Annotated in this window: 16 protein-coding genes; 10 read left to right on the top strand and 6 right to left on the bottom strand. The window is 71.8% G+C overall.

Annotated elements, in window-relative coordinates; genetic code table 11:
- Window positions 1-76 precede the first annotated feature (76 nt).
- The 4 genes from ABD120_RS00630 (at window position 77) to ABD120_RS00615 (ending at window position 2,134) form a co-directional block, all read left to right on the top strand.
- Window positions 77-307, top strand: a complete 231-nt coding sequence (locus tag ABD120_RS00630) for a DUF7455 domain-containing protein (RefSeq protein ID WP_343947629.1) — start codon at window positions 77-79, stop codon at window positions 305-307.
- An 89-nt stretch (window positions 308-396) separates the two neighbouring features.
- Complete coding sequence (locus ABD120_RS00625; protein ID WP_343947628.1) at window positions 397-975, top strand: hypothetical protein; 579 nt, start codon at window positions 397-399, stop codon at window positions 973-975.
- On the top strand, window positions 972-1,544 hold the full coding sequence (locus ABD120_RS00620; RefSeq protein WP_343947627.1) for a hypothetical protein: 573 nt from the start codon (window positions 972-974) through the stop codon (window positions 1,542-1,544). The genes ABD120_RS00625 and ABD120_RS00620 overlap by 4 nt, the downstream gene beginning before the upstream one ends.
- The gene (locus tag ABD120_RS00615) at window positions 1,541-2,134 is read left to right on the top strand and encodes a hypothetical protein (RefSeq protein WP_343947626.1); all 594 of its coding nucleotides are present in this window, start codon (window positions 1,541-1,543) and stop codon (window positions 2,132-2,134) included. The genes ABD120_RS00620 and ABD120_RS00615 overlap by 4 nt, the downstream gene beginning before the upstream one ends.
- On the opposite strand, the gene ABD120_RS00610 is transcribed toward ABD120_RS00615, so the two are convergent.
- Window positions 2,031-3,242, bottom strand: coding sequence for a hypothetical protein (locus ABD120_RS00610; protein WP_343947625.1), 1,212 nt, complete (start codon window positions 3,240-3,242; stop codon window positions 2,031-2,033). The two genes, ABD120_RS00615 and ABD120_RS00610, sit on opposite strands and share 104 nt — an antisense overlap.
- A 34-nt stretch (window positions 3,243-3,276) precedes the next feature.
- Between ABD120_RS00610 and ABD120_RS00605 the strand changes: the two genes are divergently transcribed.
- The gene (locus ABD120_RS00605; protein ID WP_343947624.1) at window positions 3,277-3,987 is read left to right on the top strand and encodes a YaaA family protein; all 711 of its coding nucleotides are present in this window, start codon (window positions 3,277-3,279) and stop codon (window positions 3,985-3,987) included.
- Window positions 3,988-4,354: 367 nt separating this feature from the next.
- Here ABD120_RS00605 and ABD120_RS00600 read toward each other — a convergent pair whose 3' ends face one another.
- From ABD120_RS00600 to ABD120_RS00590, 3 genes are all read right to left on the bottom strand, one after another.
- Complete coding sequence (locus tag ABD120_RS00600; RefSeq protein ID WP_343947623.1) at window positions 4,355-6,001, bottom strand: RNA polymerase sigma factor; 1,647 nt, start codon at window positions 5,999-6,001, stop codon at window positions 4,355-4,357.
- Window positions 6,002-6,242: 241 nt separating this feature from the next.
- The gene (locus tag ABD120_RS00595) at window positions 6,243-8,336 is read right to left on the bottom strand and encodes a SpoIIE family protein phosphatase (protein WP_343947621.1); all 2,094 of its coding nucleotides are present in this window, start codon (window positions 8,334-8,336) and stop codon (window positions 6,243-6,245) included.
- Window positions 8,337-8,542: 206 nt separating this feature from the next.
- Window positions 8,543-9,112: an HhH-GPD-type base excision DNA repair protein gene (locus tag ABD120_RS00590; RefSeq protein WP_343947620.1), complete on the bottom strand. Its 570-nt coding sequence runs from the start codon at window positions 9,110-9,112 to the stop codon at window positions 8,543-8,545.
- A gap of 247 nt (window positions 9,113-9,359) precedes the next feature.
- On the opposite strand from ABD120_RS00590, the gene ABD120_RS00585 reads away from it, so the two are divergent.
- The 5 genes from ABD120_RS00585 to ABD120_RS00565 all read left to right on the top strand — a co-directional run bounded on the left by ABD120_RS00585 (window position 9,360) and on the right by ABD120_RS00565 (window position 13,421).
- Window positions 9,360-9,563: a hypothetical protein gene (locus tag ABD120_RS00585; RefSeq protein WP_343947618.1), complete on the top strand. Its 204-nt coding sequence runs from the start codon at window positions 9,360-9,362 to the stop codon at window positions 9,561-9,563.
- A 105-nt stretch (window positions 9,564-9,668) separates the two neighbouring features.
- Window positions 9,669-11,183: a hypothetical protein gene (locus tag ABD120_RS00580; RefSeq protein WP_343948233.1), complete on the top strand. Its 1,515-nt coding sequence runs from the start codon at window positions 9,669-9,671 to the stop codon at window positions 11,181-11,183.
- Between the two features lie 35 nt (window positions 11,184-11,218).
- Window positions 11,219-11,974, top strand: coding sequence for a LamB/YcsF family protein (locus tag ABD120_RS00575; RefSeq protein WP_343947617.1), 756 nt, complete (start codon window positions 11,219-11,221; stop codon window positions 11,972-11,974).
- Complete coding sequence (locus tag ABD120_RS00570) at window positions 11,971-12,588, top strand: 5-oxoprolinase subunit B family protein (protein WP_343947616.1); 618 nt, start codon at window positions 11,971-11,973, stop codon at window positions 12,586-12,588. The genes ABD120_RS00575 and ABD120_RS00570 overlap by 4 nt, the downstream gene beginning before the upstream one ends.
- Window positions 12,585-13,421 carry a 5-oxoprolinase subunit C family protein gene (locus ABD120_RS00565; RefSeq protein WP_343947615.1) on the top strand — a complete coding sequence of 279 codons (837 nt, stop codon included), beginning with the start codon at window positions 12,585-12,587 and terminating at the stop codon, window positions 13,419-13,421. The genes ABD120_RS00570 and ABD120_RS00565 overlap by 4 nt, the downstream gene beginning before the upstream one ends.
- A gap of 255 nt (window positions 13,422-13,676) precedes the next feature.
- Here the strand turns inward: ABD120_RS00565 and ABD120_RS00560 are convergent, their stop codons facing one another.
- Window positions 13,677-14,501 (bottom strand): PhzF family phenazine biosynthesis protein, encoded by an 825-nt coding sequence (locus ABD120_RS00560; protein WP_343947614.1) that lies wholly within the window; start codon window positions 14,499-14,501, stop codon window positions 13,677-13,679.
- A gap of 154 nt (window positions 14,502-14,655) precedes the next feature.
- Window positions 14,656-15,327 (bottom strand): DNA glycosylase AlkZ-like family protein (locus ABD120_RS00555; protein WP_343947613.1); only part of this gene is annotated, 672 nt, incomplete at its 5' end.

The following is a 15,327-nucleotide window of genomic DNA, read 5'->3' as shown; positions in this document are numbered from 1 at the left end:
CCACGTCCGGTTAGATGTTGTCTCAAGTGACTGCGCCAGATCCTCGCTTCGGCGGGGGTGACCAGAAAGGCGATACGTGACTGGAGCTCTCGCCCCCGTTAAGCCGCTGACGGCCCTCGACCGTTGTGACCGTTGCGGTGCCCAGGCCTACATTCGCGCGACCCTGCCCGTGGGCGGGGAGCTGCTGTTCTGCGCCCACCACGGGCGTCAGCACGTCGCAGCGCTGCGCGAAAAGGGTGCCGACATCCTGGACGAGTCGGCTCGGCTCAGTGAAACCCCTGTGACAGCCCCCAGCGACGAGCGCTGATCCTCAGGCGCTCGCCGCGTTGACATAACCACATATGCGGAAGCGGCCATCCCGATTGGACGGCCGCTTTCGCGGCTAGTATGCCCCGGATGAGACAACGGGCCTGGTTCTGGTTCGCCGCGATCGCCGCGGTGATCCTCCTGCCTGTGGCGATCGCCTGGCCGCTCGGCGGCCTGGCGGACGCCGCACGAGCGGAGCCTGCCCGCTACTCCCTGGGCCAGCCGATCAAGGGCCAGCGTCATCACCTGGTCCCGCGCAGGGCCGTGTTCACCACCAAGGACCCGAGCCCTGCTTTTGGCGTGCCCAGAAAGGGGCGCTTCGTGGTGCTCGACCTGGAGGTCACCAACGTCAGCTCGCTGCCGTCGCTGGTCTCCCAGCTGAGCGGCACCCTCGCGGTCGGCCTCGACGGCAGGCCCGCCGGTCCCGTCCTCGACCAGAGTGTCGTGCGCGCGGGCGGCCGAGCGGGCGACGTGCTCAACCCGGGGATCCCGGAGACCGTACGGCTGAGCTGGGAGGTCGATGAGGCGCCGGAGCGGATGAGCGTGGCCGTCACCGACGAGGTCCGCGAGCCGTCGTGGTCGCTGCTGGGCTACGCGTCGGGCACCTCGCTCTGGTACATGGGGGAAACGCCGATGGGCGTCCTGGAGACCCCGCTGGAGCGTGAATGAGGAAGGCCCTGCTCACGGTCGGCGCCTGTGCCGTCCTGCTGCCGCTCATCGGCGCCGTCCAGCGCCTGCAGCCCGACGCCGACCGCGTGTACCGTCCCATCGCCGCCACAGGCCGGATCGGGCAGGAGGTCCGCACCCCGCCGTACACCGTGAGGGTGGACGGCGTGGCCAGCGGCCGCGAGTTGCGGGTGGCGGGTTTCCTCGGCAAGACCTCCCGGCAGGCGGCCAAGGGCGTGTGGGTCGTGGTCGGGCTGACCGCGACCGCCACCCAGGAGGACGTCGCGCTCGGCCGGGTCACCCTGCGCGCGCCCGACGGCCGTACCTTCGCCGCCACCGACCGGTTCACGGGCCTCGACACGGTGACGCTGCGGCCGGGCATCCCCGTCTCGGGCCAGGTCGCCTTCGAGCTGCCCGCCGCCGCCGTGAAGGGGGCGGTGCTGGACATCTCCCGCCCGGCGTACGGCGATGTGTTCCGCCCGAGTGGGGCGCTCGGCCCGGCCGTCGAGATCGAGCTGCGGCTGGACGGCACGGCAGCCCCCACCGTCTCCATGACCGAGGCCGACACGTGAACCGCCGCGCGCCCAGGCGGCGGCTGTCCAGGCAGCTCTGGTACGCCCTCGGCCTGGTCCCCGCCGTCGCCGCTCTGGTGGCCGTCCAGGTGGTGCCCAAGCTGGAGCAGTACGACCTGGTCAGGGGCGGTACCCCGATCGTCCCGCAGCCGGGAGCGCCCGGCACGTTCGCCGGGTCGAGCTGGCGCCTGGCCGAGCTGACCTGGAGCGACGCCGAGGGGCTGCCGCCGGGCAGCAAAGCGGTCACCGCGGTCATCGGGGTCACGCCGGGCGACGAGGCGGCGGGCCGGGAGCTGATCAAGGGCTGCGCGGCCGCCGTCCGCGATGCCCGCGAGCGCCTGTGGAGCGCCGCCACCTCGGTCAAGGGCCGGGCGGACCTGCCCACGACGTGCGCGCCCTTCGACGAGAGCACCTTCACCGCGGTCCCCGCCGAACCGGGGACCGAGGTCCGCTGGCAGGCGTCGTTCGTGGTACCCGCCGACGCGGTCAGCTCTTTGCGGGTCGAGGTGCGGCTGGCTCAGCGGCGCGTGGACCACGTCCGTCTGACGCCGTCCGCAGCGCCATCTGCAGGGCCGAGGCCAGCAGGCTGAACCGCAGCACCTCGTAGACGGCCGTCACACCGAATCTCACCGGCCCGTGCCACACCGTCCACCAGGGTCCGTCGTGCGGGCCGACCAGCCGGGTCACGCCGATGAAGGCCCACTCGCGCCCGGCCTCCAGCAGTGCGTAGCACAGGCAGAAGACCAGGTAGAAGACCGGTCCGGCGCGCAGTACCAGGCGCAGGCCGTGCAGCATCGGCGTGTACTTGCCGCGCAGGTCGCGTGAGACGAACTCGGCGGCCTTCCGCACCGGTCCCGGCGCCGCGGCCCTGACCCGCCCGGCGCCCGGCTGAAGGCGGGTGCCCTCGATGAGCGCCTCCCCCGCGCCCATGTCGCGGCCGTAGACGACGGCCGCGATCGTGAGCCACACCAGGGGCAGCAGGAGGGCGTCGCGCAGGTCGGGCACGACGGCGGTGACGGCGTCGCCGACCGGGCCGAGGACCGTTCCCAGCAGGTCGGCGGCGCCCGCCCAGGCGGCCCGTGAGGTCAGCCACTCGACACGCGCCGAGATGAACGACTCGACGCTGATCACCGCGAAGAACATCCACAGCGCCTCGAACACGGTGACGAGCGGCCCCAGCCAGGTACGGCCCAGCCGCGTGTGCGCCGTGTCCACGCCGAGCTTGACGAGGAAGGCGCCGAGCGCGATCACCGAGGTCAGCAGCAGCGGATCGAAGGTGACGTTGTCGATCCGGTCGAGGCCGAACAGTTCCTGGGACAGGATGCTGTACTGGCGGACATCGTCGACGAACAGCCCCCACGCGCCGTAGAAGGCGAGGAACGGCAGCAGGGTGTGGGCGATGACGGTGGTGATCCGGCCGGTCCGGTTCCCCGGGCCGCCGGTCAGCGCGACCGAGCGGCGCAGGACCTGGAGCATGGCCACGTACGAAGCCAGCGTCGCGAGCACCGCCATGCTCATGACGGCGAAGCCGAGGTACTTCCGCGGCCCCGCGTCGGCTCCGGTGAAGGCCGCGCCGACCAGGATGAGGTCGTGCGCCACCCGGCCGACGGTGTAGAAGAAGGCCAGGGGCAGAAAGGAGCGGACTGCCAGGACGAGGGCGTCCAAAGGCAGCCATATCGGGGAGAAGGCCGCTTTCATCTCGATGGATCGTACCGGCCCTAAGCTGTCTGACGTGCTGATACTGTTGCCGCCGTCCGAGGGCAAGGCGTCCGAGGGCACCGGGCCCGCGCTCGGCGGGCTCTCCTTCCCCAAGCTCGACCGGCCTCGCAAGCGGGTGCGGACCGCGCTGGCCCGAGCCTCGAAGCGCCGAGACGCACTGGAGGTGCTGGGCCTCTCACCGGGCCTTTCGGGCGAACTCGACAAGAACCTGGTGCTGGAGTCGGCGCCGACGTTGTGCGCGAGCGAGCTGTACACCGGGGTGCTCTACGACAACCTGAGCCTGGCCACGCTCGACCCGGACGCGCGCGCTCGGGCCGAGGAGAGCGTGCTGATCTTCTCCGGGCTGTGGGGGGTGGTGCGGCTGTCCGACCGCATCCCGCCGTACCGGTTGTCGATGGGGGTGACGCTGCCGGTGCTCGGCGGGCTGGCGGCGTTCTGGCGCCCGCATCTCACCAAGGAGCTGGAGCGGCTGCCGGGGCTGGTGGTGGACATGCGCTCGGGCACATACGCGGGCGCGTGGAAGCCGGGCGAGCGCTCGGTGGGGGTGCGGGTCTTCCGTGACGGCAAGGTGGTCAGTCACATGGCCAAAGCGACGCGCGGCGAGGTCGCCCGGATCCTGCTGGAGTCGCCGGCCGCTCCGGAGTCACCGTCCGATCTGGAGAAGCTCCTCACCGCGCGGGGCTACCGCGTCACGCTCGACCGGTATCTGGACGTACATGTCTGATTCCAGGTAACGGCACAGCCCCGCCCACCCCGCCCCACCGCACCCGGTGACCGGCCTCGGGCGCCGCCACTCCCCGCACTCCGGCCCCTCACCGCGACGCCGCCCGTCAGGCCCTTCCCGGCGACCGGGCACCGCTCCACGACGGGAGCGGACGCCGTCGCGCAGGTCGGTGGACCTCCCGGCGACCGGGCACCGCTCCATGATCGGCCCCAGCGACGCCGATCACCCCACGAATCGTGTGCTTCGGGCGGCCGGGCGTGTCGCCGACCAGGCAACCCGGCGATTCGCCCGAGATTGTCGAGAAAATCGGGAAACGCGAAAGCCCCGCGCCCAGGATGGCCGGGCGCGGGGCTTTCGGTGTGTACGGCTAGTCGAGGTAGTCGCGAAGCACCTGCGAACGCGACGGGTGGCGCAGCTTGGACATCGTCTTCGACTCGATCTGCCGGATGCGCTCCCGCGTCACCCCGTAGACCTTGCCGATCTCGTCGAGCGTCTTGGGCTGGCCGTCGGTGAGACCGAACCGCATCGACACGACGCCCGCCTCGCGTTCCGACAGCGTGTCGAGAACGGAGTGCAGCTGCTCCTGCAGCAGCGTGAAGCTGACGGCGTCGGCCGGCACGATGGCCTCGGAGTCCTCGATGAGGTCACCGAACTCGCTGTCGCCCTCCTCGCCCAGCGGGGTGTGGAGGGAGATGGGCTCGCGCCCGTACTTCTGGACCTCGACCACCTTCTCGGGGGTCATGTCCAGCTCACGGGCGAGTTCTTCCGGCGTGGGCTCGCGGCCGAGGTCCTGCAGCATCTGCCGCTGGACCCGGGCCAGCTTGTTGATCACTTCGACCATGTGGACCGGGATGCGGATGGTCCGCGCCTGGTCGGCCATGGCCCGGGTGATCGCCTGCCGGATCCACCAGGTGGCGTAGGTGGAGAACTTGTAGCCCTTGGTGTAGTCGAACTTCTCGACCGCGCGGATCAGGCCGAGGTTGCCCTCCTGGATCAGGTCGAGGAAGAGCATGCCGCGGCCGGTGTAGCGCTTGGCCAGCGAGACGACCAGCCGGAGGTTGGCCTCCAGCAGGTGGTTCTTGGCCCGGCGGCCGTCCTCGGCGATCCACTCGAGCTCGGCCCGTACGTCGACGGGCAGGTTGTCGAGCTCGCCGCTGCCGAGCTGCTCCTCGGCGAACAGTCCGGCCTCGATGCGCTTGGCCAGCTCGACCTCCTGCTCGGCGTTGAGCAGGGGGACCTTGCCGATCTGCTTGAGGTAGTCCTTGACCGGGTCGGCGGTGGCTCCGGCGGCCGCCACCTGCGCCACCGGGGCGTCGTCGTCGTCGTCCGACAGGATGAGGACCTCGTCCTCGCCCTTGCCCGCCACCACGGTGGCGGGGGCGTCGGCCTTGGGCTCCTCGCCCTCTTCGTCGTCGGACTCGCCGTCTGTCTCGGACTCGGCCACGATGTCGTCGTCGCCGAGCTCGATGTCTTCGAGGTCTTCGAGATCGACTTCGCCCTCGAGGTCGATGTCCTCGTCGTCGGAGGCCCCCTCGGGACCCTTGGGCTTGGGCTCCGCCTTGGTGGCCGGACCGGCGGCGGGAGCCTCCGGCTTGGCCTTCTTGGCGGGTGCGGCCTTCTTGGCCGCGGGCGCGGCCTTCTTGGCAGGAGCAGCCTTCTTCGCCGGCTCGGCCTCAGCCGCGCCGACGACCGCGGTCACGGTCTCGGGCTGCTGCTCCTTGGCGGCCGCTGCGGTCTTCGTCTTGACGGGGGCGGTGGTGCGACGCTTTGCTGGACCCCGAGACCTTTTCGGTGCCGCCGAGTCCGCGGCGGTCACCACCACGGTCACACCCTCTTTGCTGAGGTTCCGCAGAAACGCGGCGGCGTGCGACATCGGGATGTCCGCCTCCTCGAAGGCCTGGCGGACATCCTCGGACTCGAGGAAACCCTGCGAGCGCCCACGCTCGAGCAGTCGCTGAATGACGGGCTCGTTCAGCTCTTGTGGCTTCGAGCGAGTCGAACTTGCAGGCGACACGAACACCTCTCGAACGAACGCGTGGCGACAATGGACCCAGATGCCCGCTGGGGGGCTATGCCTCTCTAGGAGATTGACGAGGCCGTGCGGAGCGCAAACGGACCATCCAGCATTCTGGCATGACCCGGCACCTCATACGGCCACCTCCCGGCGGTTGACCTCCACCCTAGGCCGACCCGGACAGTAGTGCGTACGTAAGCGCGGCACTGATACCCGAAAGCAACCCTTATGACTGTTTCATTCAGTCACTCTTCGTGGCCGGCGGAACGTGGATGGCCAGCACGGTAACGTCATCATCCTGTTCATATCCTGACAACATCCGGCTTACCAGAAAGTCCAGCAGCATGTGCGGACTACTGACCACCTCGGGTGGAGCCTCGGTCACGACAGAGCAAAGTTCTGCCAGACCGGCGTCCAGGCCGCGCTTCCTGTTCTCGACCAGACCGTCGGAGTAGAGCACCGCAGTGTGACCGGGAGGCACCACGAACCTGAACTGCCTTCGGCTGGTCGGCCAGCCTAGCGGAGTGCCGGGCTCGGCGTCGCACAGAATCGCCGTGCCCTGCGGTGAGACCAGGACGGGCGGCGGGTGACCGGCCAGCGCCAGGGTGCCCTCGCCGGTGACCGGTTCGACCACCATGTAGGCCAGCGTCGTGACCTGCTCCTCCTCTTCTGTGGCCTCGAACACCCGGTCGAGGCCGTTGAGCACGGCCGCGGGCGGCGGGTTGGTCAGCGCCAGTGCCCGCATGGCGTTGCGGATGCGGCCCATGCCCGCCGCGGCCTTGACGCCCTTGCCCATCACGTCGCCGACGACCGCCGCCACCCTGCCGTCCTGCAGTGAGAACGCGTCGTACCAGTCGCCGCCGACCTGCACGTGGCGGCTGCCCGAGCGGAAGCGCTGGGCCAGCTCCAGGCCCTTGACCACCGGCAGGCGGTCGGGCAGCAGGCTGCGCTGCAGCGTCTCGGCCGTCTTGTGCTCACGCTCGAACAACGTGGCCCGCTCGACGGCGAGCGCGCACTGCCCGGCCAGCGCCTCCAGGAAGACGCCGTCCTCCTGCGAGATCTTCTGCGGCCGCGTGAACGAGAAGCGCAGCGCGCCGAGCGCCCGGCCCGCCGCCAGCAGCGGCAGGCCCACCCAGGCCCGCTCGTCGCTGCTCTTCAGATAGTTGGTCAGCGCCTCGTCGTCGCCGCCCGCCTCAAGAAGCTGGGCCTTCAGGCTGACGGGCGACTCGGCGAAGACCGGGCGCCGGCTGTTGACCGCCATGGTCATGACGCTGGAGTGCGACAGCGGCACCTCCTCGCCGGAGACACCCGGTACCTCGGGGACGCCCTCGCCGTTGATGAGCTTCAGCGTGGCGCGGTCGGGGTCGAGCAGCGCCACGGCCGAGCGGTCGGCCGCCAGGGCGGTGCGGCCCACGTCGATGATGACCTGGATCACCTGCTCGACGGTGAGCGCCTCGGCGAGCTGGGCGGTGGCGCCCTGGAGCCGCGCGGTACGCAGCGCGGCCGCGCCGAGCTGGTCGGTCAGCCTGCCGCGCATCTCCTCGGCCTCGCGCTGCGGCGTGACGTCGGTGTTGGCGCCGACCCACTCGACGATGCGGCCGTGCCTGATGATCGGCACCGCGCGGACCTCGAAGTGGCGGTAGCCGCTGGCCCGGGTGCGCACCCGGTAGTTCCACTCGAACATGGTGCGGCCGCGCAGCGCCTCGCGCCAGGCCTCCTCGGTGTGCTGACGCTCGTCCGGGTGGACGACCTCCAGCCAGCCGTGCGCGAGGTACTCCTCCAGGCCCTGGCCGGTGATGGCCCGCCACTGCGGGGCGTCCTCGACCACCGCGCCGGTGGGCGAGGTGATCCACACGAGCTGCGACTGGGCCTCGACGAGCGAGCGGTAGCGTTCCTCGCTGCGGCGCAGTTCCTCCTCGGTCTGGCGGCTCTCGGTCACGTCGAGCCCGACCAGGGCGATCGCGTGGAGCTCGCCCGCCTCGTCGTGGATCGGCGAGAACGACAGCGACCACAGCCGGGGATCGCCGTCGGCCGTGCGCACGCGGACGCGGCCCTCGGTGACCGGCCCGTCACTCTCGATCACCCCCTGCACCGCGTGGGTGACCAACTGGCTCAGGTCGGCGGCCAGCGCCTCCATGGGCGTACGGCCCAGCAGCCGCTCGGCGGACACGCCGACGACGTCGCTGAACACGTCGTTGGCCCGCTGGAAGCGGCCGTCGACGTCGAAGAAGGCGAAGGCGAACTCCGCCTCGGACAACAGGCCCTTGAACAGGCCGGAGTCTGAGATGTCCACATCCGACTCCCGGGGACGGGGAACGGAGGTCTCGGCGCTCATGATCGGCACCTCCGTCGCGTGCCAGGGTCTCCCACGCGGCACATCTCCATAACTGTGTATCGGCGTAGCGCAGCTCCGGGCGACCGGATTCTGCTGTACATCATCGGTGATGGGCAGGCGCGGACGGAAGCCCCCGTCACCCGCCGGTCTCCACTATGGACAACGCATCCTGTCAAAGTCGCTCCACCTTACGGGGCAAGATCAGGCTACTTCGCCTTGGCCGCCTTTTTGGCCTCCTGCTTGGTCGCCCTGACCCTGCCCAGGCTGTCGGCGTCGACGACGTCCGCGACGGAGCGGTACGAGCCCTCCTCGCCGTAGGGACCGGCCGCCTCACGCCATCCGGACGGCCGGACGCCGAGCTGCTTGCCGAGCAGCGCCACGAAGATCTGTGCCTTCTGTTTGCCGTAGCCGGGAAGTTCGAGCAGCCGCTTGAGGAGTTCCGCGCCGTTCGCGGAATCCGCCCAGATCCTCTCGGGGGCGCCGTCATAGTGCTCGACGAGGTGGGCGGCGAGCTGCTGCACGCGGGCGGCCATGGACTTCGGGTAGCGGTGGACGGCGGGCTTGCCGGCCAGCAGGGCGGCGAACGCCTCCGGGTCGTAGGAGGCGATCTCCTCCGCCGTGAGGTCGTGACCCAGGCGCTCCGAGATGGTGTAGGGGCCGGTGAAGGCCCATTCCATCGGGATCTGCTGATCGAGCAGCATGCCGACGAGCAGGGCGAGCGGGCTGCGGCTGAGCAGTTCGTCGGCCTCGGCGCGCTGGGCGAGCTGGATGCGCATGGCACCAGCTTCGCATGAAAGCCTCCCTCACGTTCGGCGGTGGGCGAACCCGGGACCGGCGGGGGCGCCGCCGACCCGGAGACCGTACACGAAGGCGGGCCTGTCGGGTCAGGGAGTGAGGACGGGACGTGCGCACGCGGCGGGGAGGCTTGACACGCGTGGCAGAACGACTGGAATGGGATCTCAAGTCACCCGCGTCCGTCTCCGGGGGGTTTGCCCCTCGCCATCACGAGGGAATCTCACACGTATGCTCGCCCTGGCCGCCCGCCTTCGGCTGGCCGAAGAGTTCGTGACCGTCTCGGCTGACACGATCGGCCGGTGCGTCGCCGAGGTGTGCGCGTGCACCCGGCACCTGGGCATCGACGTCACCCCCGAGATCGTGGAGCGGATCACCCGGGAGCGGCTGCTCGCCATCGTCAACTCCTCGCCCCCGCCGCACGACGCCCGATAACATCGGGGTCACCAGGCAGCGCGAATCGCGCCGTTTGCGCCTGGAATGCGAGAGAGTGAGGGCGTGCGCCGACACCGAACCGACCCTGACGAGGTCTTCCAGGAGATGCTGCAGGCGGCGCGCGAACTCCTCGCCGTCCGCACTCCGCTCGACGCCGAACTGATGGTCTCCGACATGATCGGGGCCTGGTGGGGCAAGCGGGTCAAGGGCGGCGACGTCGAACAGGTGCTCGGCGAGGGCCTGGTCGACTACGCCGCCAAGGCCGGCACCCCGGCGTCGCTGACGTTGCTGATCTGCCTGGCCTACCTCGGCACCGCGCGCCAGGGCGCCAAGGCGGAGGGCGCCGCGCTGGCCATGATGGAGTCCGGGGTCGCCCGGCCGGGCTGGGCCGACCGGGTCGGCGCGGTCAAGCCGACCGGCTGCTTCGTCTCCCGCGACGCCTACGGCGACCAGGACACCGTGATCTGCACGTTCGGCTACCGCTGGACCGATCCCGCCGCAGGGGGCGTCACCCCCGACGCGCGCAACCAGGACCGTCACGCGCTGGTGCTGGTCGTCGACTACAACATGTCCGGGATGGCGCGCGACGCGTGGGTCTCCTCCCAGGTGGACAAACTGCTGGAGCAGGCGCGGGCCGAGGCCGCGGGCAATCCGATGCTGCTGTTCGAGGAGATCGAGCCGCAGCAGGCGCGGGCGCTGCTCGACTCGGCGATGCGGGCCACGCGCGAGCCCAAGACGCCGCCGCCGGTCAGCGACAGCTACAGCGCCTTCCACGCCTTCGCCCGCTCGCGGCTGAAGGCGCTGCCGCCGGGCCGCAAGCGCCCCGCCCCCCTGTACGTCGAGGCCCCCTACAGTCGCGAGCGCCGGGCCATGCTGGCGGCCGAGTTCCTGGCCTCCGACGCCGCCGAGCACCTGTCCGACCCGTCGGCGGCCTCGCGGTGCGCCGACCACATCATCGACTACGGCTGCGAGCACGACTTCAGCCGGCCGATGCGGATCAGCCCGACCAAGTGCGAGACGTTCCTGCTCGACTGGCTGCCGCGCAAGGTGATGCTGAGCACCGCCGAGCAGGAGGCGATGCCGCACGTGCTGTCGGCCTGGGTGCGCTTCGCCGCGGGCCGTACCGGTCTGCCGGAACCGGGGTTGCGCGAGACGCTCGACGCGGTGTGGGAGGCGACGGGCAAGTTCCCGACGGCCTACCGCGACCCGACCTCGTTCGGGCTCGACCGGCCGCTGCTGGAGCGGCTGCTGCCGGACGGCGACCTGTCCGCGCTGGCCAGGCGGGTGTTCGCGTTCCCGTTCCTGCAGGGTGTGCACGGCGGCGTCGATCTCGACGGGCTCGACCCGGCCGACGAGGGCGACCGCCGTACCCTGCTGCGCATCGACCACGTCGGCGAGATCGACGAGGAGCACCTGGCCTGGCACGAGGAGATCGCCGGGCGGCTGTGGGACGGCGACCCGCCGCAGCTGTGGGAGGCCGCGCAGCGGCTGCTCGACCTCGGTCACGACCGGCACGACGTGCTGCACGTGCTCATCGAGATCGTCGAGCGCATCGGCGGCGACCCGGAGGAACTGGCCGCCGCCCTCGACGACATCGCCGACATACCCGACGAGTTCTAGGCTTGCCCGGTGGTGCCGCGATAGAAGATGGATCCATGGTGATCGACCTGAACGCGGACCTCGGCGAGGGGTTCGGCATCTGGCGGCTCGGCGACGACCTGGCGCTGCTCGACATCGTCACGAGTGCCAACGTGGCCTGCGGGTTCCACGCGGGCGACCCGGTGACGATCCGACGCACCTGCGCCGCCGCCGTGGACCGGGGTGTCTCGATCGGCGCGCAGGTCTCCTACCGCGACATCGCCCACTTCGGCCGCAGGGAGATGGACGTCGAGCAGGAGGAGCTGTGCGCCGAGGTCCTCTACCAGCTCGCCGCCGTCGACGGCATCGCCCGCGCGATGGGCGGGCGCGTCTCCTACGTCAAGCCGCACGGCGCCCTCTACAACCGGATCTGCCGCGACCGCGACCAGGCGTCCGCGGTGATCGAGGCGGTCGCCGACTACGACCCCTCGCTGCCGGTGCTCACGCTGCCCGGCTCGGTGGTGCACGAGGTCGCCGCCGCTGCGGGGGTGCCGACGATCACCGAGGCGTTCGCCGACCGCGCCTACACGCCGCAGGGCACCCTGGTGCCGCGCCGCGAGCCGGGAGCGGTCGTGCACGACCCCGAGGAGGTCTCGGCGCGGGCGGTGCGCATGGCCGTGGACAAGAGCGTCGTGGCCGCCGACGGCAGCGTGGTCCCGGTCTCGCCGCGCTCCATCTGCCTGCACGGCGACACACCCGACGCGGTACGGCTGGCGCGCGGCGTGCGCGACGACCTGCTGGCCGCAGGTGTGGTCCTTCAGGCGTTCGCATGACGATCAGGACGGCGGGCGAGCACGGCCTGCTCGTCGAGACCGGGGCGCTCGCGGTCTCCCACCGGCTGGACGCCCTGCTCAGGGCCGAGCGGCCGGAAGGGGTCGCCGAGATCGTGCCGGGGCCGGAGAGCGTGCTGGTCGTCGCTCCCGGCGCCGACCCCGCCGCGCTGCGGGGTCTGCTGGAGGGCCTGCTGTCGGCCGCCACCGCCGCCGCGTCCGGCCCGTCCGCCGAGGGGGCGGTGGTCGTCGTGCCCGTGACGTACGACGGCGCCGACCTGGCCGCCGTCGCGCGGGAGACCGGGCTCGGCGTGGACGAGGTGGTCGCCAGGCACAGCGGGCGGGAACTCGTCGTCGGCTGGCTCGGGTTCGCGCCCGGGTTCGCCTATCTGACCGGGCTCGACCCGCTGCTGCACGTGCCGCGCCTGGCCACGCCGCGCACGTCGGTCCCCGCCGGGTCCGTCGCCGTCGCCGGGCCGTACTCCGCCGTCTACCCCAGCGCCTCGCCCGGAGGGTGGCGGCTGCTCGGGCGCACCTCCCTGCGGATCTGGGACGTCGCGGCCGAGCCGCCGTCGCTGTTTCGGCCGGGCACGCGCGTGCGGTTCGAGCCGACGTGATCGAGGTTCTCGCGCCCGGCCCCTACGCGAGCGTCCAGGATCTGGGGCGGCCCGGTTACGCGCACCTCGGCGTGCCCCGCTCCGGCGCCGCGGACACGGGCTCGCTGCGGCTGGCGAACCGGCTCGTCGGCAACCCCGAGGACGCGGCGGGGATCGAGCTCACGTACGGCGGCGCGCGGCTGCGCTTCCGCACCGGCGCCTGGGTGGCCGTGACCGGGGCGCCGTGCGTCGTGACCGGGGGTTCCGGGATGGGGGCGCCGTTCTGGGTGGCCGCAGGGGGCGAGGTGGCGTTCGGACTGCCCGACCGGGGGCTGCGGACGTACGTGGCCGTGCGCGGCGGGATCGCGGTCGCGCCGGTGCTCGGCAGCCGCTCCACCGATTCGCTGTCCGGGCTCGGGCCGCCGCCGCTGCGGGCGGGCGCGGTCCTGCCCGTCGGGGGTGGCCGGGCGCTTGCGGCGATCTCGGTCGATCTGGCGCCGCTGCCCGGGGTGGCGCCGGGGGTGCTGCGGGTGGTGCCGGGCCCGCGTGACGACTGGTTCGTGTCCGGGGCGCTGCGGGAGTTGTGCGCGGCGCCGTACGAGGTCAGTCAGGACAGCAACCGGGTCGGCGTGCGGCTCGCCGGCCGCGAGCTGGTGCGCGCCCGCGCCGGAGAACTGCCCAGCGAGGGTACGGTCGCCGGGGCGGTGCAGGTGCCGCCGAGCGGGCAGCCGATCGTCTTCCTCGCCGACCATCCGCCGACCGGCGGGTACCCGGTGATCGGCGTGGTGGTCGGCGCCGACCTGGCCGTCGCCGCGCAGCTGCGTCCCGGCGAGCGGGTGCGATTCTCCTGCTGAGCGCCGGAGACCTCGACCCGGCTCACCGGCGCCGGCCCCCGGGCTGAGCGCCGGGAGCCGCGCCGACGTGCACGGGAGGCCGTCAGAGGCGTTCTGAGCGGACCGGGAGTGCGCACAGGCGGGATTCACCCGGCCCGGCGGTTCGGACCGTCACCGTCCCCGTGAGGACCGCCGACGGTCACGCCTGGTGTTGACGTGTCCGGGGGCTCTTCCCGGGCGTGGGGAACGGCAGCGACGCGTCCGGGCGCTCCGTCCTCAGAGGGCGACGGTGCCGTTGACGCAGGTGACGGCCGAGCCGCCCACCCAGACGGTGCCGTCGTGGTCGTCGCGGGAGATCAGGACCCGGCCCTGGCGGCCCAGCACCGTGCCCTGGGCGGCGACGTACGGGGCAGAAGCCCGTCCCGAGCCCAGCAGCCACTGGGCCACGGAGGCGTTCAGGCTGCCCGTGACCGGGTCCTCGCCCTCCGGGGGGAAGAAGGCCCGAACCTCGAACGCGTTCGGTGACCCGTCGGGGTGCGGCCCCACCACGCCGATCTTGTAGTCGCTGGGCGCGGGACGCAGCGCGAGCACCTCCTCGGCGCTGCCGAGCAGTACGGCCACCCAGCCGGGACCGTTGTCGGCCCACTGCGCGTCGACGATCGCCGGCCGCTCGACGCCGAGCGCGGCCGCGATCCGCGTCAGCTCGGCCTCGTCCACGGGACCGCCTCTGAGCAGCGGGGGCGCGGCGAAGGCCAGGCTCGCGCCGTCCTGCTTCACCTTGACCAGGCCGATCCCGCACTCCTGCACCACCACCCCGTCTGAGGCGGGCCGCCCGCCCGCCTCCAGCCAGGCGTGGCAGGTGCCGATCGTGGGGTGTCCGGCGAACGGCAGTTCGGTGGCGGTCGTGAAGATCCGTACGCGGTAGTCGGCTTCAGGGGTGGTCGGCGGCAGCACGAACGTGGTCTCCGAAAGGTTCGTCCAGTTGGCGAACCGCTGCATCTCCTCCGTGCTCAGGCCCTCCGCTCCCAGCACCACGGCCAGCGGATTGCCCAGGTACGGCGTGTCGGTGAACACATCCACCTGCCGAAAGTCCCGCATCATCCATTCCCTCCCCGGCGTCCCTCGGACACCGGCAGTCACGACCCGACGTCGAACCCCGGTCGGCCGGGGCACCCGGCCGCCACTCCCGATTCTCACCCATCCGCCACTTCCGCCCGCCGCGCCCCACCCTCGAAGGAGGCACCGCGAGATCAGGTCAGGGCTCGGTGGTCGCGGGCTGGGCAAGGAGGTGTTCCACACGGGACACGGCCGCCGCGAGAGGCCGGTCGGGGACGGACTCGAAGAGGTCGAGCCGGATGCCGTCCTTGTGGTCCCAGACGCCGACGACCCGGCCCTCGTGGACGACCACCGGGGAGATCCAGCCTGCCTGGCGGCTCACCTTGGGGCGGGCCTCGGCGGGCAGGAGGGCCGTGAGGGCGCGAGGAGCGGCCAGAACGTACTGGTCGAAGCCCGGCAGCAGGTGGACCTCGCGGGACGGACGGGTGGCGGCCAGGTCGTCCAGGTGTTCCTTGAGGGCGAGCAGGGGCTGCCCGTCGACCGTCACCTCGGTCAGTTCGGGCGCCAGGTCGCGGAACCAGGATTTCAGCGGCCTCCTGGGGGCGACGCCGCGAAACAGCCAGGCGTCGAACATGTCCGGTGAGGCCGGGCCGTGCGCGGACAGGTAGGCGCGGGCCAGCCGTACCCCTGCCTCCTCGTGGGGCGGGAGGTCGGCGGGATGGCCGGGCAGCCAGCGGCGCGGCGTGGTGAAGGTGACCTTGCCGTCGCGCGGCGGACCGTAGCAGAGCTCGCCGAGGCGGCTGAGCGGCTTCAGGAGCGCGCCCCAGCCCGAGTTGAGCGCCTCGCGGAGGTGATCGTCGCCGGTGAGGGC

It is taken from the genome of Nonomuraea longicatena (genome assembly GCF_039525605.1).
GTDB lineage: Bacteria > Actinomycetota > Actinomycetes > Streptosporangiales > Streptosporangiaceae > Nonomuraea > Nonomuraea longicatena.
The sequence above is the reverse complement of the archived record's forward strand: the minus strand, read 5'-3'. Positions and strand labels throughout refer to the sequence as shown.

Bases quoted from the DNA above. Each gene is read 5' to 3' on its own strand.
- ABD120_RS00625 (WP_343947628.1), top strand. From the start codon at position 397: ATGAGACAACGGGCCTGGTTCTGGTTCGCCGCGATCGCCGCGGTGATC.
- ABD120_RS00620 (WP_343947627.1), top strand. From the start codon at position 972: ATGAGGAAGGCCCTGCTCACGGTCGGCGCCTGTGCCGTCCTGCTGCCG.
- ABD120_RS00610 (WP_343947625.1), bottom strand. From the start codon at position 3,242: ATGAAAGCGGCCTTCTCCCCGATATGGCTGCCTTTGGACGCCCTCGTC.
- ABD120_RS00595 (WP_343947621.1), bottom strand. From the start codon at position 8,336: ATGAGCGCCGAGACCTCCGTTCCCCGTCCCCGGGAGTCGGATGTGGAC.
- ABD120_RS00590 (WP_343947620.1), bottom strand. From the start codon at position 9,112: ATGCGCATCCAGCTCGCCCAGCGCGCCGAGGCCGACGAACTGCTCAGC.
- ABD120_RS00585 (WP_343947618.1), top strand. From the start codon at position 9,360: ATGCTCGCCCTGGCCGCCCGCCTTCGGCTGGCCGAAGAGTTCGTGACC.
- ABD120_RS00580 (WP_343948233.1), top strand. From the start codon at position 9,669: ATGCTGCAGGCGGCGCGCGAACTCCTCGCCGTCCGCACTCCGCTCGAC.
- ABD120_RS00575 (WP_343947617.1), top strand. From the start codon at position 11,219: ATGGTGATCGACCTGAACGCGGACCTCGGCGAGGGGTTCGGCATCTGG.
- ABD120_RS00570 (WP_343947616.1), top strand. From the start codon at position 11,971: ATGACGATCAGGACGGCGGGCGAGCACGGCCTGCTCGTCGAGACCGGG.
- ABD120_RS00560 (WP_343947614.1), bottom strand. From the start codon at position 14,501: ATGATGCGGGACTTTCGGCAGGTGGATGTGTTCACCGACACGCCGTAC.